Raw genomic sequence first — 19,234 nt, forward strand, 5'->3', positions numbered from 1 at the left:
TTGCAACGAGCTGATTGCAGAACAGGAGCCCTGCAGGGCTGCTGATTCAGTTGAAGCAGGCAGCAACTTCCTCTCCTAAATAGAATTAGCTCATCTTTCAACACTACAGGGTAACATTTCCAGTAGATATCAGTTGTCTCGAATATGTGTTCATAAAAAAAGAACCGGCTCGAGTTCCCGGTTCTTCATTTCCCTATTTCGATGCAATCAAATCAGGTCGATAATTCCGGTACCATTGCGCAGTGTCGTGAAGCGTCTCCGTGAGCGGTCTGAAGCGGATTCGGAGCTCTTTCATCGCCTTGGCCGAGCTGGTCTTATTCTTCTGTGTTAAGACGCGAACGGCATCGATCGTCAAGTTGGCTTCGCGCTTGGTGACCGCCGCAATCCGTTCCGTCATCCATGCGATGAAGTAAATCATTGCCGTCGGCACCCGGCGCGACGGAGCTTTAATGCCGGTCACTGTTTCAAGCTCACGGCAGAGCTCCGTTAAGCTCGTATAATGCCCGCTCACAATGTAACGTTCCCCTCCCTTTACATGGGATGCGGCTATAATCATAGCGGTCGCGACGTCGCGGGCGTCGACAACGTCAAAGCCGGAATCGAACACACCGGAAATACGGCCGTTCACAAAGTCGAGCACGAATCTTCCGCCGCTTGTCGGCGCCGCATCGCCAGGGCCGAACATCCAGCCCGGCATGACCGTTACGACCGGGATGTCATGGGTCTTCATAAACGCCGCAATTGCCCGGTCCCCCAGTACTTTGCTTCGTCCGTACAGATGAACGGTTTTCTCCGGCTGAGCCACATCACTCTCATTGCCCGGCTTGCCGTCCGGCCGTTTGCTTATCGTATTGTTGCTGCTCGTGTGAATAATTTTCCCTACTCCTTGCTGCTCGGCCAGCTCGAACAACCGGACCGTATTCGTAATGTTGAGCTTTTCCAGCATCGGCCAATGATCCCCGCTCCCTAATGCTTCGCGGAAGTAAGCCGCGGTATGGAACAGGACGTCGCAGCCGGCCATCTCCGGAGCGAATGCTTCCACGTCGTTCATATCTCCGACAACGATCCGCGGGCCGGTCTCACCAAACATCCGCTTCGCTTTTTCGGCGTTTCTTGCCAGTGCAATGACCTCATATCCCTGCTGAATGAGCAATCGAACCAAATTGTTCCCAAGCAACCCCGTGCTTCCCGTCACAAACGCCCGCATGTCAATAACCTCCCAGAATGAATTTTTTTATTTATTAGTCAATAAATGAACGGCCAAAAAAAGAGTTGATTCCAGTAGAGTAGATTCCAGTAGAGTCGAATTCGAGCAGATGCTTTGCGTTAAGATTTCAAATATATTTATTGATAAATAAATAATAAAGGGCGGCCACCTTTTCGTCAAGCATATCAAGCAGAAACGGCTGACGCCGTCTTAATGGGCGACCATGCGTTTCGCGGTGAAATATAAGAAAGTATAAGCGTGAAACTTTCTTATTATTTTGAGAAAACCTCTATCGAGGCCTCTCAGGGATGAGCGACCGTGTTTAAGCGAAAAAAACCATGGAGCGGATGTCCATGGTTTTTTTAGAGGCAAGCGCCGTTATATCGGAAAAATGACTACTATATCCTGAAGGGCTCGTCCAAAATTTGAATTACATCGCGGGCAACCAATTCGGAAACCCTTACCTGCGACTCATTGGTCAACCCCGCGATATGAGGAGTGACGATGCAATTGTCCAAAGCGAAAAGCGGGTAACCGGGCTCCGGAGGCTCTCGTTCCAACACGTCCAGAACGGCACCTGCAATGGAACGGCGCGACAACGCCGCGAATAAATCCGTTTCGTTCACGACTCCGCCGCGCGACGTGTTGATCAGATAAGCTTGCGATTTCATGGACGCGATGGCATTGCCGTCGATCAGGTTTTTCGTTTGCGCCGTCAACGGGACGTGGATGCTGACAAAATCGGCATCGCCGAGCAGCCGCTGCACGGAAACCGGCTCGACTCCCGTTTCCATGACCGGGTAATCGTACGGAGAGACGAGGGGATCGCACCCGATCACTTTCATGCCGAACGCTTTGGCGCGTCCAGCCAGCCGGTGGCCAATTTCGCCGACGCCGATCAGACCGACAGTTTTTCCGTATAATTCAAACCCCGTAAATTGCTTGCGCGCCCACCCTCCTCTGCGTACATCGGCATGGGCAGGCAGCAGCGGCCTTGCTATCGTAAGCATGGCCCCCATGACATATTCGGCAACAGAGGCGGCATTGGCGTTCTTCGCATAGACGACCTTCACCCCGCTCGCTTCCGCCGCCTTCAAATCGATATTGTCCAGCCCGACGCCCAGCCTGCCGATCACTTTCAAACGGGGCGCGCCGTTTATCACCGCGGCATCCACTTTCGTCTGGTTGCGAACAATAAACGCATCGGCCTCATCAAGTTCGCGCCGAAGCCGCTGCGGATCCCGGTAAAGCTCGGGTTCATAAAGGACTGACCATCCCTTGTCCCGCAGCAGCCGGATGCCGGACTCTTCATTCCATTCGCTGATCACAATTTTCATTTGCGTTTCCTTTCCGAAGTTCGCGCATATACCGGCGCGAGCTGCATCGCTGCATGGCTGCATCGCAGCATGGCTTCTGTCAGGCCGCATCCGTTTGTTGATTCGATTTTTTCGCTGGCCTATTCGAACGGAATACCCAGCTCGCTTCCGAGCTGCAGCAGCTCGGCTTCCGTTTGCTCCGTCAGCTTGAGCGGCTGCGATTTGCGCCGGGCGTACTCATTCTGCCTGCGCTCGCCTGGATAATAAATCCGGTCCGCATCCGCATTTCGCGGAGAGCCGGTCACTTCGCCGATCATCCGGTCCGTCTCCTGCAAATACGTTTCCATATCCATCCATTTGGAAATATCGAGCAGGATGAAGCTGTGGCCAACGTTGGCCTCACCGTCCGAATCGTTATAGATACTGCCCACGTGCGGGCCGAAGGCCGCTCCGCTTAATATGCCGGTTAGCATTTCGATCGACATGGCAAGCGCGTAGCCTTTGGCGCCTCCGATCGGAAGCATCGTCCCCCGCAGCGCTTTGGCCGGATCGGTCGTTTCATAACCGTCTTCATCAATCGCCCAACCGGGCGGAATGCTGCGGTCAGACGCTTTCGCCAGAATCACTTTTCCGCGTGCCGCCACACTGGAGGACAGATCGGCGATGATCGGCGCTCCATGTCCGGTCGGAAACCCAAAGGCAATCGGATTGGTGCCGAAAAACGGCGATTTCCCGCCCCACGGGGCAATCGCCGGAGGCGAATTCGTCATCGCGATCATCGCCAGATTGGCCTCGCAAGCGATCCGGCAGTAATACGACGCCGCCCCGAAGTGATTGCTGCCGCGCACGAACGCGGCGGCGATTCCCGCTTCCCGGGCGAGCGGTATCGTCTCTTCCACTGCTCTTGCCGAAACGACCTGCCCAAGCCCGTTATCCCCGTCCACCTTCAGGACAGAGCCGGTCCTGACGATGCGGATGTCGGGGTTGGCGCGGATCCGGCCTTCGCGCAGCCGCTTGGCGTAAATCGGAAGCCGGCTGATCCCGTGGCTTTCAACCCCTTCCAAATCGGCCTGCAGCAGAGCGTGCGCCGTCAGCCGCGCATCCGCCTCCGGCACACCTAAAAGCACAAGGACGCGCCCGGCGAAAGCTTGCAGCCGCTCCGGCGTATATAAAGCCGGTTCCTTTTTCATTGCTCATCCCCTCCTTATCATGGTAACCTTTTCCATGAAATTGCGTCTAATTTTGTACATGATCATTTTTGAGGAGGAGTCATATCTATGTTGTCTAAACAGCGTCATTCCATTGTACTGCTTATCACAGTATTAACAGGCGTTCTCCTAATGACCGGCGTACATTCGGCGTGGGCCATATCTCCTGCCGCTTCGTTCATTGGAGCCAATTATGAAGAAACGTACGGACAAGGCAAGACAATCATGCCGGTTTGGCGGAAACCAGCTGACATTCCTGCCGGGTCGCAGTATGGCACAGACTATGCTGCATCGGATAAAGGCAGCGTGTTTGTCCTGCAGAAGGGTAAACTTACCGCATTTGAGGCTAAGTCGGGACATGTTCGGTGGACCTTCGGCAGCGGTCTCCAGCTCCCTTTGTACAACAAAGATGGAACCATCTACGTTGCTTCGGCAAATGGCTACCTTTTTGCGGTTGATGCTTCAACTGGCAGGAAGCGCTGGAAAAGCAGCGCACCCTCTCCCGGCTTGTCTTCGATCACGGCAGCAAACGGTCAAGTGCTGATTACGAATGGACATATCCGGGCGTACGATATCTCAACCGGTAAGCTGCAGTGGCAGGACAATAATTATTGGGCGGCGAGCGGTCCGCTGACCCTAACAGAAAATCTGGTGCTGATGGCCAGCGTAGAGTCGGGAGCCTATACCTATGATATTTTGCGAGCCTATGATCGGAAAACCGGAAAAAAGCAATGGGAGCAGGCTAGACATAACACTCCCTTGATAGCGAACGACAAGGCGATTGTTGTAGACCGGACAAGCACGATGCTGGAGCAAACCAAGCTGCCTACACTGGATACGATCGATCCGAAGACCGGAAAGATCATCAAAAGCGTCGTCTATAACCCCGAGAATCTCAATGAAGATACGATGGAGCAAGCATTCGGTGCGAAGTTCGTTTTAAGTGATGGCAAAGTCTTCTTGATTGCCGACACTAAAGTCTATGAATATCCGGAGGAAGCCGATCCGGCCAAGACGAAACCGGCTATCTATTCACTGCAAGGCAGTCTGGATTACCGATATGCCGCCGGCCCCTACAATGGAAAGCTTCTCTTCTCAAACGGCCGGGGTGTTTCCGCGATAAAAACCGTAAATAACACAACCATCAGCTTTGAAGGTATTACCAATCCGACCGCCCGCTTCGACTTATTGAACAAAGGCATGTACCTGTCGCAAACCGACGGCTATGTCGTTGCGATCAATTTGCGCACAGCCAAGGCGGAGGTTCGTCTGCAAACCGGAAGCCGTACGTTTGGAACGCCCCTGCTGGAATCTGGAATGATCATTGTTCAAGCAAAAGGGCAACTGATCGCATTTCGGGAACCGGAAAGCTTAAAGCAATAAGCGCAATGAAAGCGAGAATTTCGCGCTGCACCCCCTGTGCCCTCCCTCGAAAAAGGAGAGCGGAGCGGCTGGTTTGGAGCTGGAGAAGCGTTAGCGGTCGCTTTTGTCACCGGATTCTAACCCTGTAAGGGTTTATCGAATCCTAGAATCCGGGGGCGGTGGCGATCGGAAGCCCAAACCAGCCGCGCAGCGGCTCTCTTTTTCCCCTCACTTTCGGATGCCGTTCTTCTCGGCAATTTCCGTGCTGCGCGCGGTTTCCTCGTTGATCGTTTTCACAAACTGCTCCGAATTTTGATACGCGGGGTTCAAATGAATTTTGCGCAGCTGCTCGATAAACACCGGGTCCTGCTCCATTTTTTCCAAAGCATCCTGCCACTTGTTAATAACCGCATCCGGAGTGCCCTTCGGAAACGATATTCCCGTCCACCATTTAACGGCCAGATCGGGCAGACCCTGCTCCGCAGTCGTCGGAACATTCGGCAGCAGCGGGCTGCGCTCGGGGGATTGAACGGCCAAAATCCGGATTTTGCCCGCCTCGGCCATCGCATACATTTCGCCGACCGTGTGTACCGCCAGCACGGCATGACCCCCGGCCACCTTCGGTACGGAATCGCTGGCCCCCTTGGACGTGACCATCCGCGTTTTCGTAAAATCCGCCCCGATCGCGTTAAGCCACTCCGCCACGCCGAAGGAAGAGAAGCCGGCCGCACCGACACTCGTCCACGTCAGCTGCTCCGGATGCTGCTTCACCCAGTCGGAAAATTCCTTAAAATCTTTCCAAGGGGCATCCGCTTTAACGGCGTAAGCGAGCGCATCCCCGGCGATCATCGCGCCGAAAATTTGGTCTTCCAGCTTCACCGCCGGATTTTTGCTGCCCGCCGTCAGCATCGTCGTATTGGAATTGTTGACCGCGAGCACCGTATAACCGTCTTTGGGCGCTTCTTTGAGCGCATATTGGGCGCCGATGGCGCCGCCTCCCCCGGGCTTGTTGACGACCGTGATCGTTTGTCCCCATTCCTTGCCCAAGTACTCGGCTACTGCGCGCATGACAAGATCGACTCCGCCTCCGGCCGAGTAGGGTGCGACCAGTTCGATCGGTTTCGTCGGATAGTTGTCCGCCGACTGGCGTGCTCCCGAGCATCCGCTTAGTGCTACGGCTGCGGCAAGCAGCAGGATGCCGGTAATCGTACGCTTTTTCTTTTTCCCAAACATAGTAGACACCTCCATTAATTTGACGGGCTGCATAAATGCCCGAAACTGCCGGTTCAAACGATTTCCAGCTCATGAACGCCTTCCTGGTGCAGTCTCCGCTTCGTCCGCTGCATGAGCACAATGGAAACGGCCAGCAGCAGCGCAGCCGCGACCAGAATCGTCAAGCTGATCGGGTGGGTAACGAATATCGCCAGGCTGCCTCCGGAAATTTGCACGGATTGGATAAACGAAGTCTCCAGCATCGGTCCGAGCACAAGGCACAATATAAACGGAATGACCGGCCAGTGGAATTTGTGAAAAAGATAACCGAGCGCTCCGAAGAAGAGCGTAACTCCCACATCGAACAAGCTGTTGCGCACGGAGTAAGAGCCGATGAAGCTGATCAGCAGGATGAGCGGGCCCATCACTTGAAACGGCACTTTGGTCAGCTTCGCCCATAAACCGACCATCGGCAGGTTCAAGATGAGCAGAAAAAGGTTGCCGATAAACATGCTGGCGATGACGGTCCAGACGAAACCGGCATTTTTTTCAAACAGCAGCGGTCCCGGCTCCATGCCGTAAATCATCAGACCGGCAAGCAGCACGGCAAGCGGCGGCGAAGCCGGAATGCCGAGCGCAAGCAGCGGGATGAACCCCGCCGAACTCGTTGCGTTGTTGGCGGCCTCCGGCGCCGCTACGCCTTCGATCGCTCCTTTTCCGAAGCGGGCGCGGTTTTTGGAAATCTTTTTCTCGACGTCGTAGGACAGAAAAGATGTAACGGTCGGCGAGCATCCCGGCAGCAGCCCCAATACGAAGCCGATCAGGCCGCCGCGCAGCATCGGGCCCGATGTTTGACGCAGCTCCGCCAAGCTCGGATAGCTTCTTCCGATCTTCTCCTGCTTGACCGCCGCCCGCTTCTCTTCGATTCCTTTGAATACTTCGGTGAGCGCAAACAGCCCGATCAGCACGCTTGTCATTTCGATGCCGCCGACCCAGGAGTCAATGCCGAAATCAAACCGCGGCACTCCCGACGACGCCCCGAGGCCGACGAACGATACCAAAAATCCGAACGCGCCCATTATGAGCGACTTCACGAGCGAGTAACCGGTCATATTGACGGTCACCGCAAGCGCCAAGATCATTAAAGCGAAATACTCCGGCGGGCCGAATTTCAATGCCTGGTCCGCGAGCAGCGGCGCGAAAAACACGAGGCCGACGAGGCCGATCAAGCCGGCGGTAAAAGAAGCGATGGCCGCGACTCCCAAAGCGGCTCCCGCTTTTCCCTGCTTGGCGAGCGGATATCCGTCCAGACAGGTCGGCACGGACGACGTTTCGCCGGGAATATTGAGCAAAATCGCCGTCGTTGAACCGCCGTACATCGCCCCGTAATAAATGCCGGCCATCATAATAATGCCTTGATCGGGCGCGATGACGGCTGTCATCGGGAGCAGAATCGCAATCGCGGACGTCGGGCCTAGTCCCGGCAGCACCCCGACAAATGTCCCGATCGCCGCGCCGAGCGCGGCAATAAGCAGATTAAGCGGGCTTACCGCCTCGCCAAAGCCGGACAGCAGCATGTTCAGCGAATCCATTCCATCCCCCCCATTAAATTCCGTTGTTTAAAAATGCAAAATGGCGCCCGGGAAAGGCGTTTGGAGCCAGTAGACGAAAATAACGTACAGCAGAGCCGCAGTAAGCCCGGCATACAGCAGCGTTTTCGGCCACCGGTAGGCGCCGATCACTTTAAACAAACCGGCTGAAACGAGCAGCGTGCTGACAAAATAACCCGTCACGGGAATGAGATAGCGGTATAGCACGAGCAGGGCGAAAGCGGCGAACAAAACAAACAGCGATTTGCCTTTCGGAAACGGCTCCGGCGCCCTCTCCTCCGGCTTCTTGAGCGTCAGCGCCAGGCCGAGCAGGCACAGAAGAATGCCCACAATGGCGGGGAGCACATGATCGCCGATGAGAACGTCCGTCCGATAGGCGTAGAGCCGTGCTGATTCGGTTAACGTTATCCCCCCGATAATGACCGTCGCGATTCCGCCGATACGGTCGGCGGTAAACTTGTTGCCGTTTCGATTCATGGCATTTCTCCTCCCGAAGCTGTCAAGCCAAGCGCATGTTCCATGCTGCTCAAATGACGCATCATGGCGGCTTTGGCCGCGTCTGAGTCCCGTTGTTTGAGCGCCGCCATGATGCACGCATGCTCCTCCCATGACTGCTCGATCCGTTTGGGCAATTTGGCCGCCTCGGTCCGGACGTCGCTGAGCAGATCCGTCAAATGCTGCATAATCCGGTAGGTGACGGAATTGCCGGATAGCTGCGCAAGCGTTAGATGAAACCGCTGATCCCGGTAAGCGAGCTCCTGCGCGTCGACCGGTCCGTTTAGCACGGCCCCGATCGTGCCGGTCACGAAGTCATCCAGGGCGGCTATTTGCCGGTCGGTTGAGCGCTGGATGACCCATTCGACGCCCTGCGTTTCAAGCAGCTTGCGAATTTCGAACAGATCGGCGAATTGATGGCTCCGCACCAGAAAATTCGAGGCGAGAGAGTCCAAATTTTCGTTATGCTCGCTGACGAATACCCCCAGCCCGTGTTTAATTTCAATAAACCCGAGTGTGGCGAGAATTTTATACGATTCCCGTATCGAGTTCCGGCTCACGTTCAACTGCCGGGCCAGCTCCCTTTCTGCCGGAAGCTTTTCTCCCGCCTTCAGCTTATTGCCCTGTATAAGCCGCTTAAAATGGTCGACCACCTGATTGGACACGCTGCTGCGGTCGAGAGTGAAAAAATCGTGCATCGCGCTTACGATTACCTCCTTGCTCCAATTGCCTGCATATGAGGAAAGACGGCCCTTTTGCGCCGATGAGTCCGGTCAGCGGAGGTCGGAGGTGGTGTGGTCCGACCACCTGATCTAAAAAAAATATGCATGTCGGACGCAGATCAGGACGTTTACAAGCTCTTTTTTCCATGAAAAAAGAGACCTTCTCCTATGATGGTTCACCCATCGGAAAAGGCCTCCTGCGATCAGGTCAGCACTCATTATACATACTATTTCGCTTTGAATAATCAATATTATATCAGTCGTTATTACGGATTTCAATACAATTTTTTGCAGTTGCTGTAAAGGAGTGGGCCAGATCATTGAATGCCTACAGGTCTCTGCAAAACAGCAGGTTTGCTGCCGTCTTTCGCTGCATGCAGCGGAGAATCCCGGTGGATTGGTTCAGTAAGCAACACTTTTGCAAGTGGGTGGGAACTCACCTTCTACTACTTCTCGCTTTACGCGATCCGTAGATACTTGATCTTTTTGGTTTTGCCCAGGTACCTTATATCTCCATGGAGATGTTTGGACAATATCCCTTTGCTGCCGTGAACATCACGATGCTCCGTATAGCCGCAGGTACAGATATACACTCTTGTAGAAGTCTTCTTCCTTCTACCGCAACAAGGACATTGTTGACTCGTGAAACTTTCGTCGATCCGATGGATCTGAGTCCCGTGTTCTTCAAGCTTGTAGGCAAGCAGCTTCAGGATTTGGCCAAACCGCCAGTTGGAAAGTTTTTGATTCACGACTTTTCTTCGCTTCTTCTTCGTGTTGCGCTGTACGCCTTCCACTTGACCGACGACGACTTCCTTCACTTCGTTTTCCGTGCACCACTGTACAAAATTCCGTGTCGTTTTGTGGATCGCGTCGCTTAATTGACGGTAGCTTTTGCTCAATATGTATTTCATCGCCCGGTTGTATTTTTTCCATTGACGGCTGCCTTTTTTGCACTTGCTCTGCCCGTCCTGCTCGACAAGGAGGGAGAAGCTGCGCAGAAATATGAGATTCGCCCGATTCCGTCCACTTTCTTTATCAATAAAGATGGAATCATTGTGGACGGCGTATTGGGGGCGCTTGACCAGACTTTGCTGGAAGGCAAAATCGGGAACTTATCAATAGCTAAGATGGCTGACCGGACACTCCATTAGCAGCAATCGGGTGCCGGTTAACTCGGTTCTGCCGATACCGTACGTGATCCGCGCGGATTTGCCGTAAAATTCTGCACAGAAGAAGGAAATTATGACTTAGTTGGCAACAATACCCCTGTTTTCTTCATTCGTGATGCGATTAAATTCCCCGATTTTATCAATTAACCGCAGAAGACTCCCTCCTCTACAGGTGGTGAGATGAATGCGGTTTTTTTGACTTTCTGTGTTTTTTTGTAAGAACATACGTTTCGTTTTGTGGTAAAATATTGGTGAAGGAGGTGAAACAAAGTGAAATTGGTCTACAAGTGGTCGCCAAGCCTCACTGCGGAGCAACTTTCTATTTTGGAAGATTTGGCTTTTCATACGACCAAGCTCTACAATATCGCCAATCACCGGTGCCGGGAAGAAGGGTTCCTTCCCTACGTGAAACTGGAGAAAGAACTAAAGTCGAATTGGCACCACGATTATCTCCACTCGCATACCTACCAGCAATGTCTGAAAATGGTGGAGCAAAACTGGAAGAGCTTCTTTGCTTCCAGCAAAGATTTCAAGAAGAACCCGCATAAATATAAAGGCACCCCCCAGCCTCCCAAGTACAAGCACGTCAACAATCGCAAGAATGAAATCATTTTCACCAAGTTTGCGATTCGCTTACAGGAGAATGTGCTCAAGCTATCGTTATCGAAGAAGATGCAGGAACGTCATCAGGTTGACAGTTTTCATGTTGTCCTTGATCCGGACAACATGCCGTTTGACGTCACCACCCTTCAGCAGATTCGATTCCAATGGCGGCAAAGCCTCCGTACATGGGAGATGGTGATGATCTACAAACAGAAAGAACGGGTACTTCCGAAGACCTTTACCAACACCATGTCCATTGATTTGGGCGTCGATAATTTGGCTGCGCTCACGTTCCTGGAAGGCGAGGACAGTTACCTCATCAACGGAAAGCCCTTGAAGAGCAAAAACAGCTACTACAACAAAGAAATCGCGCGTCTGACCTCCATCGTCATGAAGCAAACCGGAACGAGCGAGGACTTCATCCGCACCCGACGCATTCGTTCTCTGCAGGGGAAACGAAACCGGTATGTCCATAACTTTCTGCATCAAGCCAGCCGGCAGATCGTAGATCTGGCTGTGGAGCATCAATGCCGCACGATCGTCATCGGCAAGATGAAAGGCATCAAGCAAGAACATCCATGCAAAATGTTTGTCCAAATCCCTCATGCCCGCTTCGTTGATTTGATCACCTATAAGGCAAAGCTCGCTGGGATTAAGGTAACCAGTCAGAATGAAGCCTACACGAGCGGTTGTTCGGCTTTGGACGAAGAAAACATTTCGCAGAAATCGTATGCGCCGGAGCGCCGGATTCATCGCGGGCTATTCGTATCGAATATGGGACTTGTAATCAATGCGGATGTAAATGGAAGTCTGAATATATTGCGGAAATACATGAAGCAAAAAGGTAGTCCTGATCTGATTCGTTCAGCAAGGGATAATGGGTGCTTGAAGCATCCGAAGCGTATCCTTGTCGGCTAAGACTTGGAACGTTTGAATCCCCCACCCCTAAGGGGGCTGCCCGTAGGTGGCGGGAGACTTCAATCATACGCAAAAACGCCATCCGCAAACACACTTGAAAAACCCGAATGCGGTCTGGGATTTCTGGTCTTTATCTCCTGAATCATTGCATCAAGTGACCATTTTAATGTCCGATCGCGGAATTCCGGCAACACTCCGACATATGCATGGTTTTGGCAGCCACACCTTTAAATGGGTGAATGCCGAAGGTCAAAGCGTATGGGTGAAATATCATTTCAAAACGGAACAAGGTATAAAAAACCTTGATGTCGACCTCGCCTCCAAGCTTGCCGGTGAAAATCCGGATTATCATCTCGAGGATTTATTCAACGCCATTGAGAATGGCGACTTCCCGGAATGGAAATTGTATGTTCAAATCATGCCGTTAGAAGATGCAAGCACCTATCGTTTTGATCCATTCGATGTAACGAAGGTATGGTCTCAGAAGGACTACCCGTTAATCGAAGTGGGCCGCATGGTATTGGACAGAAATCCGGAAAACTATTTTGCCGAAGTTGAACAGGCAACATTTTCTCCGGGATCGTTTGTGCCGGGTATCGAAGCTTCACCGGATAAAATGCTGCAAGGCCGTCTCTTCGCATACTCCGACGCTCACCGTTACCGCGTTGGCGCTAATCATAATGCGCTGCCGATCAACCGTCCGGTAGCAGAAGTGAATAATTATCAGCGCGACGGGCAAATGCGATTTGACAACAACGGCGGGGCTTCGGTTTACTATGAACCGAACAGCTACGGCGGATCAACCGAATCTCCTCAAAACAAGCCGGCTCCTTTCGTGGTATCCGGTCTGGCCGACAGCGTTGCCTATGACCATGACGATCATTATACGCAAGCCGGTGACTTATACCGTTTGTTGAGTGAAGAGGAACGGACACGTCTGATCCAAAACATTGTCGGTGCCATGAAACCTGTTGAACGAGACGAAATTAAACTCCGTCAAATCGAACACTTCTATAAAGCCGATCCGGAATATGGACAACGTGTCGCCGAGGGGCTTGGCCTTCCCGTACCGCAAGGCGTTTAATCACTCGAATAGACCGAGGCTGATGCGGCAGGTTGTTAACGTTTAATTCGTTGATATGGAAAAAAATGCGCTAGTGGAGAAAATGATATCTTTCTTCACTAGCGCATTTACTATAAGCAATCCGGGCCCTTACATCTCCTCGGTCTGCTCCGGCAAGTACCGGATTAACGATTCTTTGCCGAGCTCGGCGTACTCGCCTTCATGAGCTATAACAGACGCTTCCTCGATCCAGCCGAACGCCCAATGCGTACGATCGACGTCGGGAAAATGCTGCACGACCTCTGTTTTGCCATCGGCAAGCGGACCTCTGGACAGCCCGATATCGATCAGCTTGGCCGCCTCGTCGCGCCGCAGAAATTGGTCCGGTTCGAACGCGATGGCTGTGAGACCGTCCACCATTCCGAGCGTTTTGGCGGTGCCGACCAAATCCTGCGCCCAGTGGCCGTCTACGTCGCCGAAGGAAGGCAGCGGAACGGGATGAATTCCGCGCAGCCGCAAAATGAGCGCGGTCATTTCCGCCCGCGTAATCGGCTCGTCCGGCCGGAATTTGCCGCCGCTTCCTTGCATGTACCCTTCCTGCGTCACTTTGACGATATAATCGCGAGCCCAGTGGCTTTCGTATACATCGGCGTATTGGACGGGCGGGTCCGGCTTTATTTCGAGGTTTTTGATGCGGGCGATAACCGCCGCCGCTTCCGCCCGGCTCAGATTGAATTCGGGATGGAACTTGCCGTCCGGATAGCCTTTAAAGAACGGCTGGTCCGTCTGCGGACCCGCTTCCAGCCGGACGGCGGGAATCGTCACCGACACCCCCGAATCCGATTGGGCTGTGCCGCTTATGGCAATCGAAGTACCCGCCTGCACGTCTGCTCCGACCTTCAGGTTGAAATCGAAAGCGGCGGTGCCGTTCGCCGGTATATCGTTCACGCTCCACTGCAGCGTTCTCAGTTCGGCAAGCCACTTGGCTTCGCCCGCCGAGCTTACTTCCAGTTCCAAAGGGACAAAAAGGTTAATGCTTGCTTTCGATACCGCTTCGCCGACGCCATTATGTACGAGCAAATGAAACGACGCCTCCCCGCCCGGAGCCACCTTATCCTGGTCGGCGATCAGCTGTACATCGAGCGCGGTTTGCGTTTGCGTTTCGGCAAACGTCGTGAAAGGGCAGGCGAAGGCAACGAGCAGCAGCAGCCCAAGCAAGCGCACCGATATTTGCCCCGGCCTCCTGTTTGTTTTCGTTCTCATCTGTTGACCTCCTTTTTGAACCAGACTTGTTTTGCTACTGTATACTTTTCGCATTGCAAGCCCGGTTTTGGACTCTTATCTGCATCCCAATCAATAATAAACCCACCCGGTGCTGGTTAAAGCAGCCGGATGGGCATTGACTTTCCTTGATTCTATTGGCGAATCCATATCCTCTTTATCCCTTCACAGCGCCGGCCGTAATGCCCTGAATAATATAACGCTGCATCGACAGGAAGAACAGAATGATCGGGATGATCGCCATCGTCAGCGCCGCCATCGCCAAATGCCATTCATTCGTATACTGCCCGAAATAAACGGATGCGGCGAGCGGAATCGTCTGATTTTCCTTGGCGTTCAGCGTAATAAGCGGCAGCAGAAAATCGTTCCAGATCCAAAGCGCCTGCAGAATGGCGATCGTCGTCGTAATCGGCTTCAGAAGCGGCAGCAGTATGCGGAAGTAAACCCCAGCAGTGCCGCTGCCGTCGATATGGGCCGCCTCCTCCAGCTCCCGCGGAATCGACTTGATGAAGCCGTGATACAGGAAGAGGGCAAGCGGGATGCCAAAGCCCCAGTACATGATGATGAGGCCGTACAGCGTATCGATCAGCCCCATATCTTTGGCCACTTTGACGAGCGGAACCATCATCGTCTGGAACGGGATGACGAGCGAAGACAGAATGGCAAGGAAGATGATCTGGCTGATCCGGCCGGGCCGGCGCACCAATTGATAGGCCGCGGCCGAGCTGATAAGCAGAATGCCGCCTACGGAAACGACGGTTACGATGAGGGAATTGATGAATACCCCCAGGAAATTAATTTGCTTCCAGACGGTTCCGAAGTTTTTGAACTGGAATACATGCGGCAGCGAGACGGTTGAGACAACGACTTCCTGATATGTTTTCAGCCCGTTGACAAACGTAATATACAGCGGAAAAAAGAACGCGACCGCAAGCGCGATCATCAGCAGCTCGAGGATCAGCATGCCGGGCGTATACGGGGCGCCGGTCCGGTTTGCCCGTTTGACCGTTGCTTGCTTGATCTGCATCGCTTGCCCCGCCTGCTCTGCCGGTTGTTGGAGCTGAGGTGCCTGCTTTGCGAGCTTCACAATTCCACCTCCCTTCGTTTCATCGCCGCGACCTGCACCAAGGTGATCGAGGCCAGCACGAGGAAGAACACGACGGCTTTGGCCGATGCGTACGTAAACAGGTTTTTCGCGAATGCGTCCAAATAAATATGATAAGCGAGCGATTCCGTCGTCCCGAACGGCCCGCCCCTCGTTAATGCGAAGTTGAGGTCGAACGCTTTGAAGCCGTTCGAAATGGCCAGAAACAGATTGATCGTCATCGCCGGCCGGATGAGCGGCAGCAGCACGTGCCAGAAGCGGAGGTACCGTCCCGCTCCGTCCATTTCGGCCGCTTCGAGCAGATCCTTCGGCACACCCTGCAGAGCCGCCAAGTAAATGACCATGAAGTAGCCCGCCGAATGCCATACCGTTACGATGACGAGCGACCAGAAGGAGTGGTCGGGGAGGCTGAGCCAGTTTTTCTGGAACAGGGCCAGGCCCGTCGCTTTGCCGATTTCAGGGAACAAGCCGGTAATGATAAACTGCCAAATAAAGCCGATAATGACCGGACCGATCACATAAGGCAGGAAGAAAGCCGTCCGCAGCACATTTTTCGTCCGCAGCGCCATATTCAGGACCAGCGCGAGAAGCAGCCCCAGAACGTTAAGGAGAATGGTAGTGGCAATGACGTATTTGAACGTAAAAACAAACGATTTGCCAAATCCGGAATCGTGCATGAGCTTCGTATAATTGCTCCATCCCGCCCAGCGGATATGGCTGCTGATTCCGTTCCAATCCTGAAACGAGAACAGGATCGCCCTGAAGAACGGAATGACGATGATCAGGATAAAAAAGAGTACCGCCGGCGCAACAAACGCCGTATATGCAGCCATATGGCGGGCTTTCGTTTTACTCACCGCTCTCTCCTCCTTTCTCTCGATTAAGATGCACGAGGGCGCACCGGGAGAGGTGCGCTTGGCACGCTTCCTCCCGGCACGCGGTGCGCCGCACCGTTCACCTGTTTATTTTTTCACCCGGTCATCCCAAATCTTTTGAACCTCTTCCAGCGTTTTCTCCTTGCTCAGCATGCCGCCCACATAAGCCTGCAGCGGCTTGGCAAACTCCTGGTTCGCGCCCGTCGGCCACAGCGTGTGCGCCCACGGAATCGTCTGATTCTTCTCGACGTAAGCGCTCAAATCCGCGGCAAGGGGGCCAAGCTCCGGCGTCGTTTTCAGATCGGTGAACGCCGGGATGAGCTTGAAGGAATCGACCAGGTACTTTTGGCCGTTGTCGTGGAGCCAGGTCAGAAACTTTTTGCATTCGTCGAGGTTTTTGGCGTTCTTGTTGATGACATAGTAGCCCGGAACGCCGACCGGCATTTTCGTATCGGCGGCCGTATCGTTCAGCGGAATCGCAAACATGCCCATCTTAATGTCCGGGTTGATTTTCACAATCGAATCGATCGTCCAGACGCCCTGCTGCATCATCGCTGTTTTACCCGAGGCGAAATCCGATACCTGGTTGTCGTAGCTGGATCCGACCGACTCCGCGCCTTTACCGTATGTGACGGTCTGATCGAGCACATCGAAGAAGCCGTTCATGTTCGCGATGTCGCTCACTTTTATTTCGCCTTTGTTGATTTTATCGATGGATGCGACGGGATCCTTCTCGTAGGCAAACGGCAGATTGAACAGGTGCTGGCCGAGCACCCACCATTCCTTGTAGCCCTCGGTATAGGACGAAATATTCGCCGCCTTCAGCTTCTCGTTCGCCTGCTTCAGCTCCGTCAGCGTCGTTGGCACCTGATCGATGCCCGCTTTTGCAAACAGGTCCTTATTATAAATAAAGCCGTAGCCTTCAAACGCGACCGGGAAGCCCAGCTTCTGGCCGTTTACGGTCATTCCGTCGACGGCGGAAGGAGAGACGCTGGCCATCCACGGCTCATTCGACAGATCGGCCAATTTGTCGGACCAATCGGCAATATCCGTAAACGCCTTGGTCATGAACACGTCCGGTTCGTCTCCGGAAGCGAAACGGGTTTTGAGCAGCGTCTCGTAGTCCTTCGTCACCTGCGTCTCGATCACAACGTTCGGGTGCTCCGCCATATAGTCGGCAGCCATCGCTTTCACTTTGTCGGTAATTTCGATTTTAAACTGCATCAACTTGATCGTAATTTTTTCATTGCCCGCTGCCGAAGTGCCGCCGCCGCTTTCGTTTGTCGTACCGCTCTGCTGCGCTTCGCCGCTTTCGTTCGGCTCGCTCCCTCCGGCACAGCCGGCAAGCCCCGTCAGGAGCACCACTGCGGCGATACCGACCGTCATCCGTTGACGCACCACTTCCAACCGTTTACGCATCGACCTAATCCCCCTAGAAAAGAAATCGCTTACAAAACAAGTGTAACGGGTTCCCGGCAAGAACGGCAGTGACGATTTTCGCCAAAAAGAGGAATCTATGAATGTCTGCGCTGCTTGCGGAACTGCAGCGGTGACAAGCCGGTATGCTTCTTGAACACTTTGCCGAAATAATTTTCGTCCGCATATCCGAGTACCGACGCCATTTCCGCGACCGGCATATCGGTATGCGCAAGGAGAGAGCCGGCCTTCTCCACACGCAGCTCGGTCAGATACGTCATGACGGTCGTGTGATACAGTTCCTTGAACTTCTTGGCGATATACTGAGGGCTGAAGTGAAAGCGCTCGGAGAGCGTCGACAAGGACAGATCCTCCTGAAAATGTTCAAGGATATATTGCCGGATCGTCTCGATTCCCCGGCTGCCGCCATCGCCCGCTCCTTGTTCCATTAGGCGCCACCACGTCTGGATGAACAGCCGCTCCCATTCATTCAAATCGCCGATCCACTGCGGCATTGAAAAATCCGCGTCATCGTTGCCCGACATGCCCGGGCGGCTTGCCCGTTCCAATAAGACGTTGGCCTCGAGCGTATACACCTGCAATTCCTTGAGCGTCAGCGTCCCCCGCTGGCGCAGCATGCCGGTAAACGAGCGAATGATCTCGGCCGCATACGCCTTATTGCCGTTTTTCATGGCCGCCTGCAGCAGGATGTATTGATCCGCAAGGCGCGGCGCTTCCTTGCCCGGCTTGGATGGGGAGCCGGAGGCGAGAAGGTCGCATTTGAGCAGCGACGAACGCGACGCACCGATGGCAGCCGGCAGCGTATCCGCCGATGCGCCCGCGCCGCTTAAGCCGATAAGCGTTTCGAGTCCGAGCGTTTGCCGCCACGCCTCTGTAACCCGGTTCATATAGCGGCGGTATTCATCGGCAGTGCGGGGCCCGCGCTCAGGGGAGACCAGCAGCATCCACTGGTAATCGTCCAGCCGGCACAAATAATGGGAGCCGAGCGGCGTTAACGTTTCATGGGCAATATTGTTGACCGCAAAGTAAAACAGCTCCCCGTCGCCGAAATAGCGCCGGTCCACAAGCGCGCTCCGGTTGCAGGGCAGCACGAATGCGACGCCGACGTGCTGAACGGACAGCCCGATTTTGTAGAAAATTTCGCGGATCCCGTCATGAAAGGAGGTCTCTCCTTTAAAATAGGCGGCGAGCTTGTGCTCGTCGAGCAGCGCATCCGCCTGCCGCAGCTTATGCCCTCGCTCGCGTTCCTCGCGCAGAGTCGACTCCTGCCGCTTCCAAGCCTTCACCGCGCGCGCAAGCGCCTGCTCCAGATCGCTTTTGCGAAACGGCTTGAGCAAATAATCGACGCCGTCCGCCCGCAAAGCCGCTCTCGTATAGGAATAATGATCATAGCCGCTGACGACGATGACCTGCGTATCCCAGCTCTCCTCGCGGAGCAAGCGGAGCAGCTCCGTGCCGTCCATGCCCGGCATGCTCATGTCGCAAAACAAAACAGCCGGTTTATGAAGGCGGATCATCTCCATCGCCTCGATGCCGTTCTCCGCCGTCAACCGTTCGGCAATGCCGAATTGGTCCCAGTCAACGGCAAGCTCAATGCCCTCCCTGACATGTTCCTCGTCGTCCACAATTAATACTTTCACTTCGCGTCCTC

At 53.9% G+C, this 19,234-nt stretch carries 16 protein-coding genes and 2 pseudogenes; 5 read left to right on the forward strand and 13 right to left on the reverse strand.

The features are described 5' to 3' along the window. Positions 1-193: 193 nt before the first annotated feature. From VN24_RS05935 to VN24_RS05945, 3 genes are all read right to left on the reverse strand, one after another. The gene (locus VN24_RS05935; RefSeq protein ID WP_045669634.1) at positions 194-1,207 is read right to left on the reverse strand and encodes an SDR family NAD(P)-dependent oxidoreductase; all 1,014 of its coding nucleotides are present in this window, start codon (positions 1,205-1,207) and stop codon (positions 194-196) included. A gap of 398 nt (positions 1,208-1,605) precedes the next feature. Next, positions 1,606-2,544: a hydroxyacid dehydrogenase gene (locus tag VN24_RS05940; RefSeq protein ID WP_045673027.1), complete on the reverse strand. Its 939-nt coding sequence runs from the start codon at positions 2,542-2,544 to the stop codon at positions 1,606-1,608. A gap of 119 nt (positions 2,545-2,663) precedes the next feature. Then, positions 2,664-3,713, reverse strand: coding sequence for an Ldh family oxidoreductase (locus VN24_RS05945; protein ID WP_045669635.1), 1,050 nt, complete (start codon positions 3,711-3,713; stop codon positions 2,664-2,666). Positions 3,714-3,800: 87 nt separating this feature from the next. Between VN24_RS05945 and VN24_RS05950 the strand changes: the two genes are divergently transcribed. Then, positions 3,801-5,114 carry a PQQ-binding-like beta-propeller repeat protein gene (locus VN24_RS05950; protein WP_045669636.1) on the forward strand — a complete coding sequence of 438 codons (1,314 nt, stop codon included), beginning with the start codon at positions 3,801-3,803 and terminating at the stop codon, positions 5,112-5,114. Between the two features lie 207 nt (positions 5,115-5,321). Here VN24_RS05950 and VN24_RS05955 read toward each other — a convergent pair whose 3' ends face one another. The 5 genes from VN24_RS05955 to VN24_RS05975 all read right to left on the reverse strand — a co-directional run bounded on the left by VN24_RS05955 (position 5,322) and on the right by VN24_RS05975 (position 10,136). Beyond that, positions 5,322-6,326, reverse strand: coding sequence for a tripartite tricarboxylate transporter substrate binding protein (locus tag VN24_RS05955; protein ID WP_045669637.1), 1,005 nt, complete (start codon positions 6,324-6,326; stop codon positions 5,322-5,324). A gap of 53 nt (positions 6,327-6,379) precedes the next feature. Further along, positions 6,380-7,897: a tripartite tricarboxylate transporter permease gene (locus VN24_RS05960; RefSeq protein WP_045669638.1), complete on the reverse strand. Its 1,518-nt coding sequence runs from the start codon at positions 7,895-7,897 to the stop codon at positions 6,380-6,382. 27 nt (positions 7,898-7,924) lie between these two features. Beyond that, the gene (locus tag VN24_RS05965) at positions 7,925-8,392 is read right to left on the reverse strand and encodes a tripartite tricarboxylate transporter TctB family protein (protein WP_045669639.1); all 468 of its coding nucleotides are present in this window, start codon (positions 8,390-8,392) and stop codon (positions 7,925-7,927) included. Beyond that, positions 8,389-9,108, reverse strand: coding sequence for a FadR/GntR family transcriptional regulator (locus VN24_RS05970; RefSeq protein ID WP_045669640.1), 720 nt, complete (start codon positions 9,106-9,108; stop codon positions 8,389-8,391). The genes VN24_RS05965 and VN24_RS05970 overlap by 4 nt, the downstream gene beginning before the upstream one ends. A gap of 482 nt (positions 9,109-9,590) precedes the next feature. After that, a complete protein-coding gene (locus tag VN24_RS05975; protein ID WP_338012239.1) occupies positions 9,591-10,136 on the reverse strand; it encodes an RNA-guided endonuclease TnpB family protein in 546 nt (181 codons plus the stop codon). Here VN24_RS05975 and VN24_RS27635 point away from each other — a divergent pair. From VN24_RS27635 to VN24_RS05990, 4 genes and pseudogenes are all read left to right on the forward strand, one after another. Beyond that, positions 10,065-10,283, forward strand: a complete 219-nt coding sequence (locus tag VN24_RS27635) for a redoxin domain-containing protein (RefSeq protein WP_045669641.1) — start codon at positions 10,065-10,067, stop codon at positions 10,281-10,283. The two genes, VN24_RS05975 and VN24_RS27635, sit on opposite strands and share 72 nt — an antisense overlap. Positions 10,284-10,304: 21 nt before the next feature. After that, positions 10,305-10,445: pseudogene (locus VN24_RS26800) on the forward strand (catalase); the annotation flags it as partial. A gap of 126 nt (positions 10,446-10,571) precedes the next feature. Next, the gene (locus VN24_RS05985) at positions 10,572-11,822 is read left to right on the forward strand and encodes an RNA-guided endonuclease InsQ/TnpB family protein (RefSeq protein WP_045669642.1); all 1,251 of its coding nucleotides are present in this window, start codon (positions 10,572-10,574) and stop codon (positions 11,820-11,822) included. A gap of 55 nt (positions 11,823-11,877) precedes the next feature. Then, positions 11,878-12,906: pseudogene (locus tag VN24_RS05990) on the forward strand (catalase); the annotation flags it as partial. A gap of 129 nt (positions 12,907-13,035) precedes the next feature. Here VN24_RS05990 and VN24_RS05995 read toward each other — a convergent pair. The 5 genes from VN24_RS05995 to VN24_RS06015 all read right to left on the reverse strand — a co-directional run bounded on the left by VN24_RS05995 (position 13,036) and on the right by VN24_RS06015 (position 19,223). After that, positions 13,036-14,148 carry an S-layer homology domain-containing protein gene (locus tag VN24_RS05995; protein WP_045669643.1) on the reverse strand — a complete coding sequence of 371 codons (1,113 nt, stop codon included), beginning with the start codon at positions 14,146-14,148 and terminating at the stop codon, positions 13,036-13,038. 175 nt (positions 14,149-14,323) lie between these two features. Further along, positions 14,324-15,253, reverse strand: a complete 930-nt coding sequence (locus tag VN24_RS06000) for a carbohydrate ABC transporter permease (protein WP_338012224.1) — start codon at positions 15,251-15,253, stop codon at positions 14,324-14,326. Further along, positions 15,250-16,128, reverse strand: a complete 879-nt coding sequence (locus tag VN24_RS06005) for a carbohydrate ABC transporter permease (protein ID WP_238590838.1) — start codon at positions 16,126-16,128, stop codon at positions 15,250-15,252. The genes VN24_RS06000 and VN24_RS06005 overlap by 4 nt, the downstream gene beginning before the upstream one ends. 105 nt (positions 16,129-16,233) lie before the next feature. Further along, positions 16,234-17,565 (reverse strand): ABC transporter substrate-binding protein, encoded by a 1,332-nt coding sequence (locus tag VN24_RS06010; RefSeq protein ID WP_045669645.1) that lies wholly within the window; start codon positions 17,563-17,565, stop codon positions 16,234-16,236. Between the two features lie 95 nt (positions 17,566-17,660). Further along, the gene (locus VN24_RS06015; RefSeq protein ID WP_045669646.1) at positions 17,661-19,223 is read right to left on the reverse strand and encodes a response regulator transcription factor; all 1,563 of its coding nucleotides are present in this window, start codon (positions 19,221-19,223) and stop codon (positions 17,661-17,663) included. Positions 19,224-19,234: the final 11 nt, after the last annotated feature.

The organism is Paenibacillus beijingensis (assembly GCF_000961095.1).
GTDB classification, from domain to species: Bacteria; Bacillota; Bacilli; order Paenibacillales; family Paenibacillaceae; genus Paenibacillus_O; species Paenibacillus_O beijingensis.

Bases quoted from the DNA above. Each gene is read 5' to 3' on its own strand.
- VN24_RS05965 (WP_045669639.1), bottom strand. From the start codon at position 8,392: ATGAATCGAAACGGCAACAAGTTTACCGCCGACCGTATCGGCGGAATC.
- VN24_RS05935 (WP_045669634.1), bottom strand. From the start codon at position 1,207: ATGCGGGCGTTTGTGACGGGAAGCACGGGGTTGCTTGGGAACAATTTG.
- VN24_RS05995 (WP_045669643.1), bottom strand. From the start codon at position 14,148: ATGAGAACGAAAACAAACAGGAGGCCGGGGCAAATATCGGTGCGCTTG.
- VN24_RS05950 (WP_045669636.1), top strand. From the start codon at position 3,801: ATGTTGTCTAAACAGCGTCATTCCATTGTACTGCTTATCACAGTATTA.
- VN24_RS05940 (WP_045673027.1), bottom strand. From the start codon at position 2,544: ATGAAAATTGTGATCAGCGAATGGAATGAAGAGTCCGGCATCCGGCTG.
- VN24_RS05970 (WP_045669640.1), bottom strand. From the start codon at position 9,108: ATGCACGATTTTTTCACTCTCGACCGCAGCAGCGTGTCCAATCAGGTG.
- VN24_RS05960 (WP_045669638.1), bottom strand. From the start codon at position 7,897: ATGGATTCGCTGAACATGCTGCTGTCCGGCTTTGGCGAGGCGGTAAGC.
- VN24_RS06010 (WP_045669645.1), bottom strand. From the start codon at position 17,565: ATGCGTAAACGGTTGGAAGTGGTGCGTCAACGGATGACGGTCGGTATC.
- VN24_RS05945 (WP_045669635.1), bottom strand. From the start codon at position 3,713: ATGAAAAAGGAACCGGCTTTATATACGCCGGAGCGGCTGCAAGCTTTC.
- VN24_RS05955 (WP_045669637.1), bottom strand. From the start codon at position 6,326: ATGTTTGGGAAAAAGAAAAAGCGTACGATTACCGGCATCCTGCTGCTT.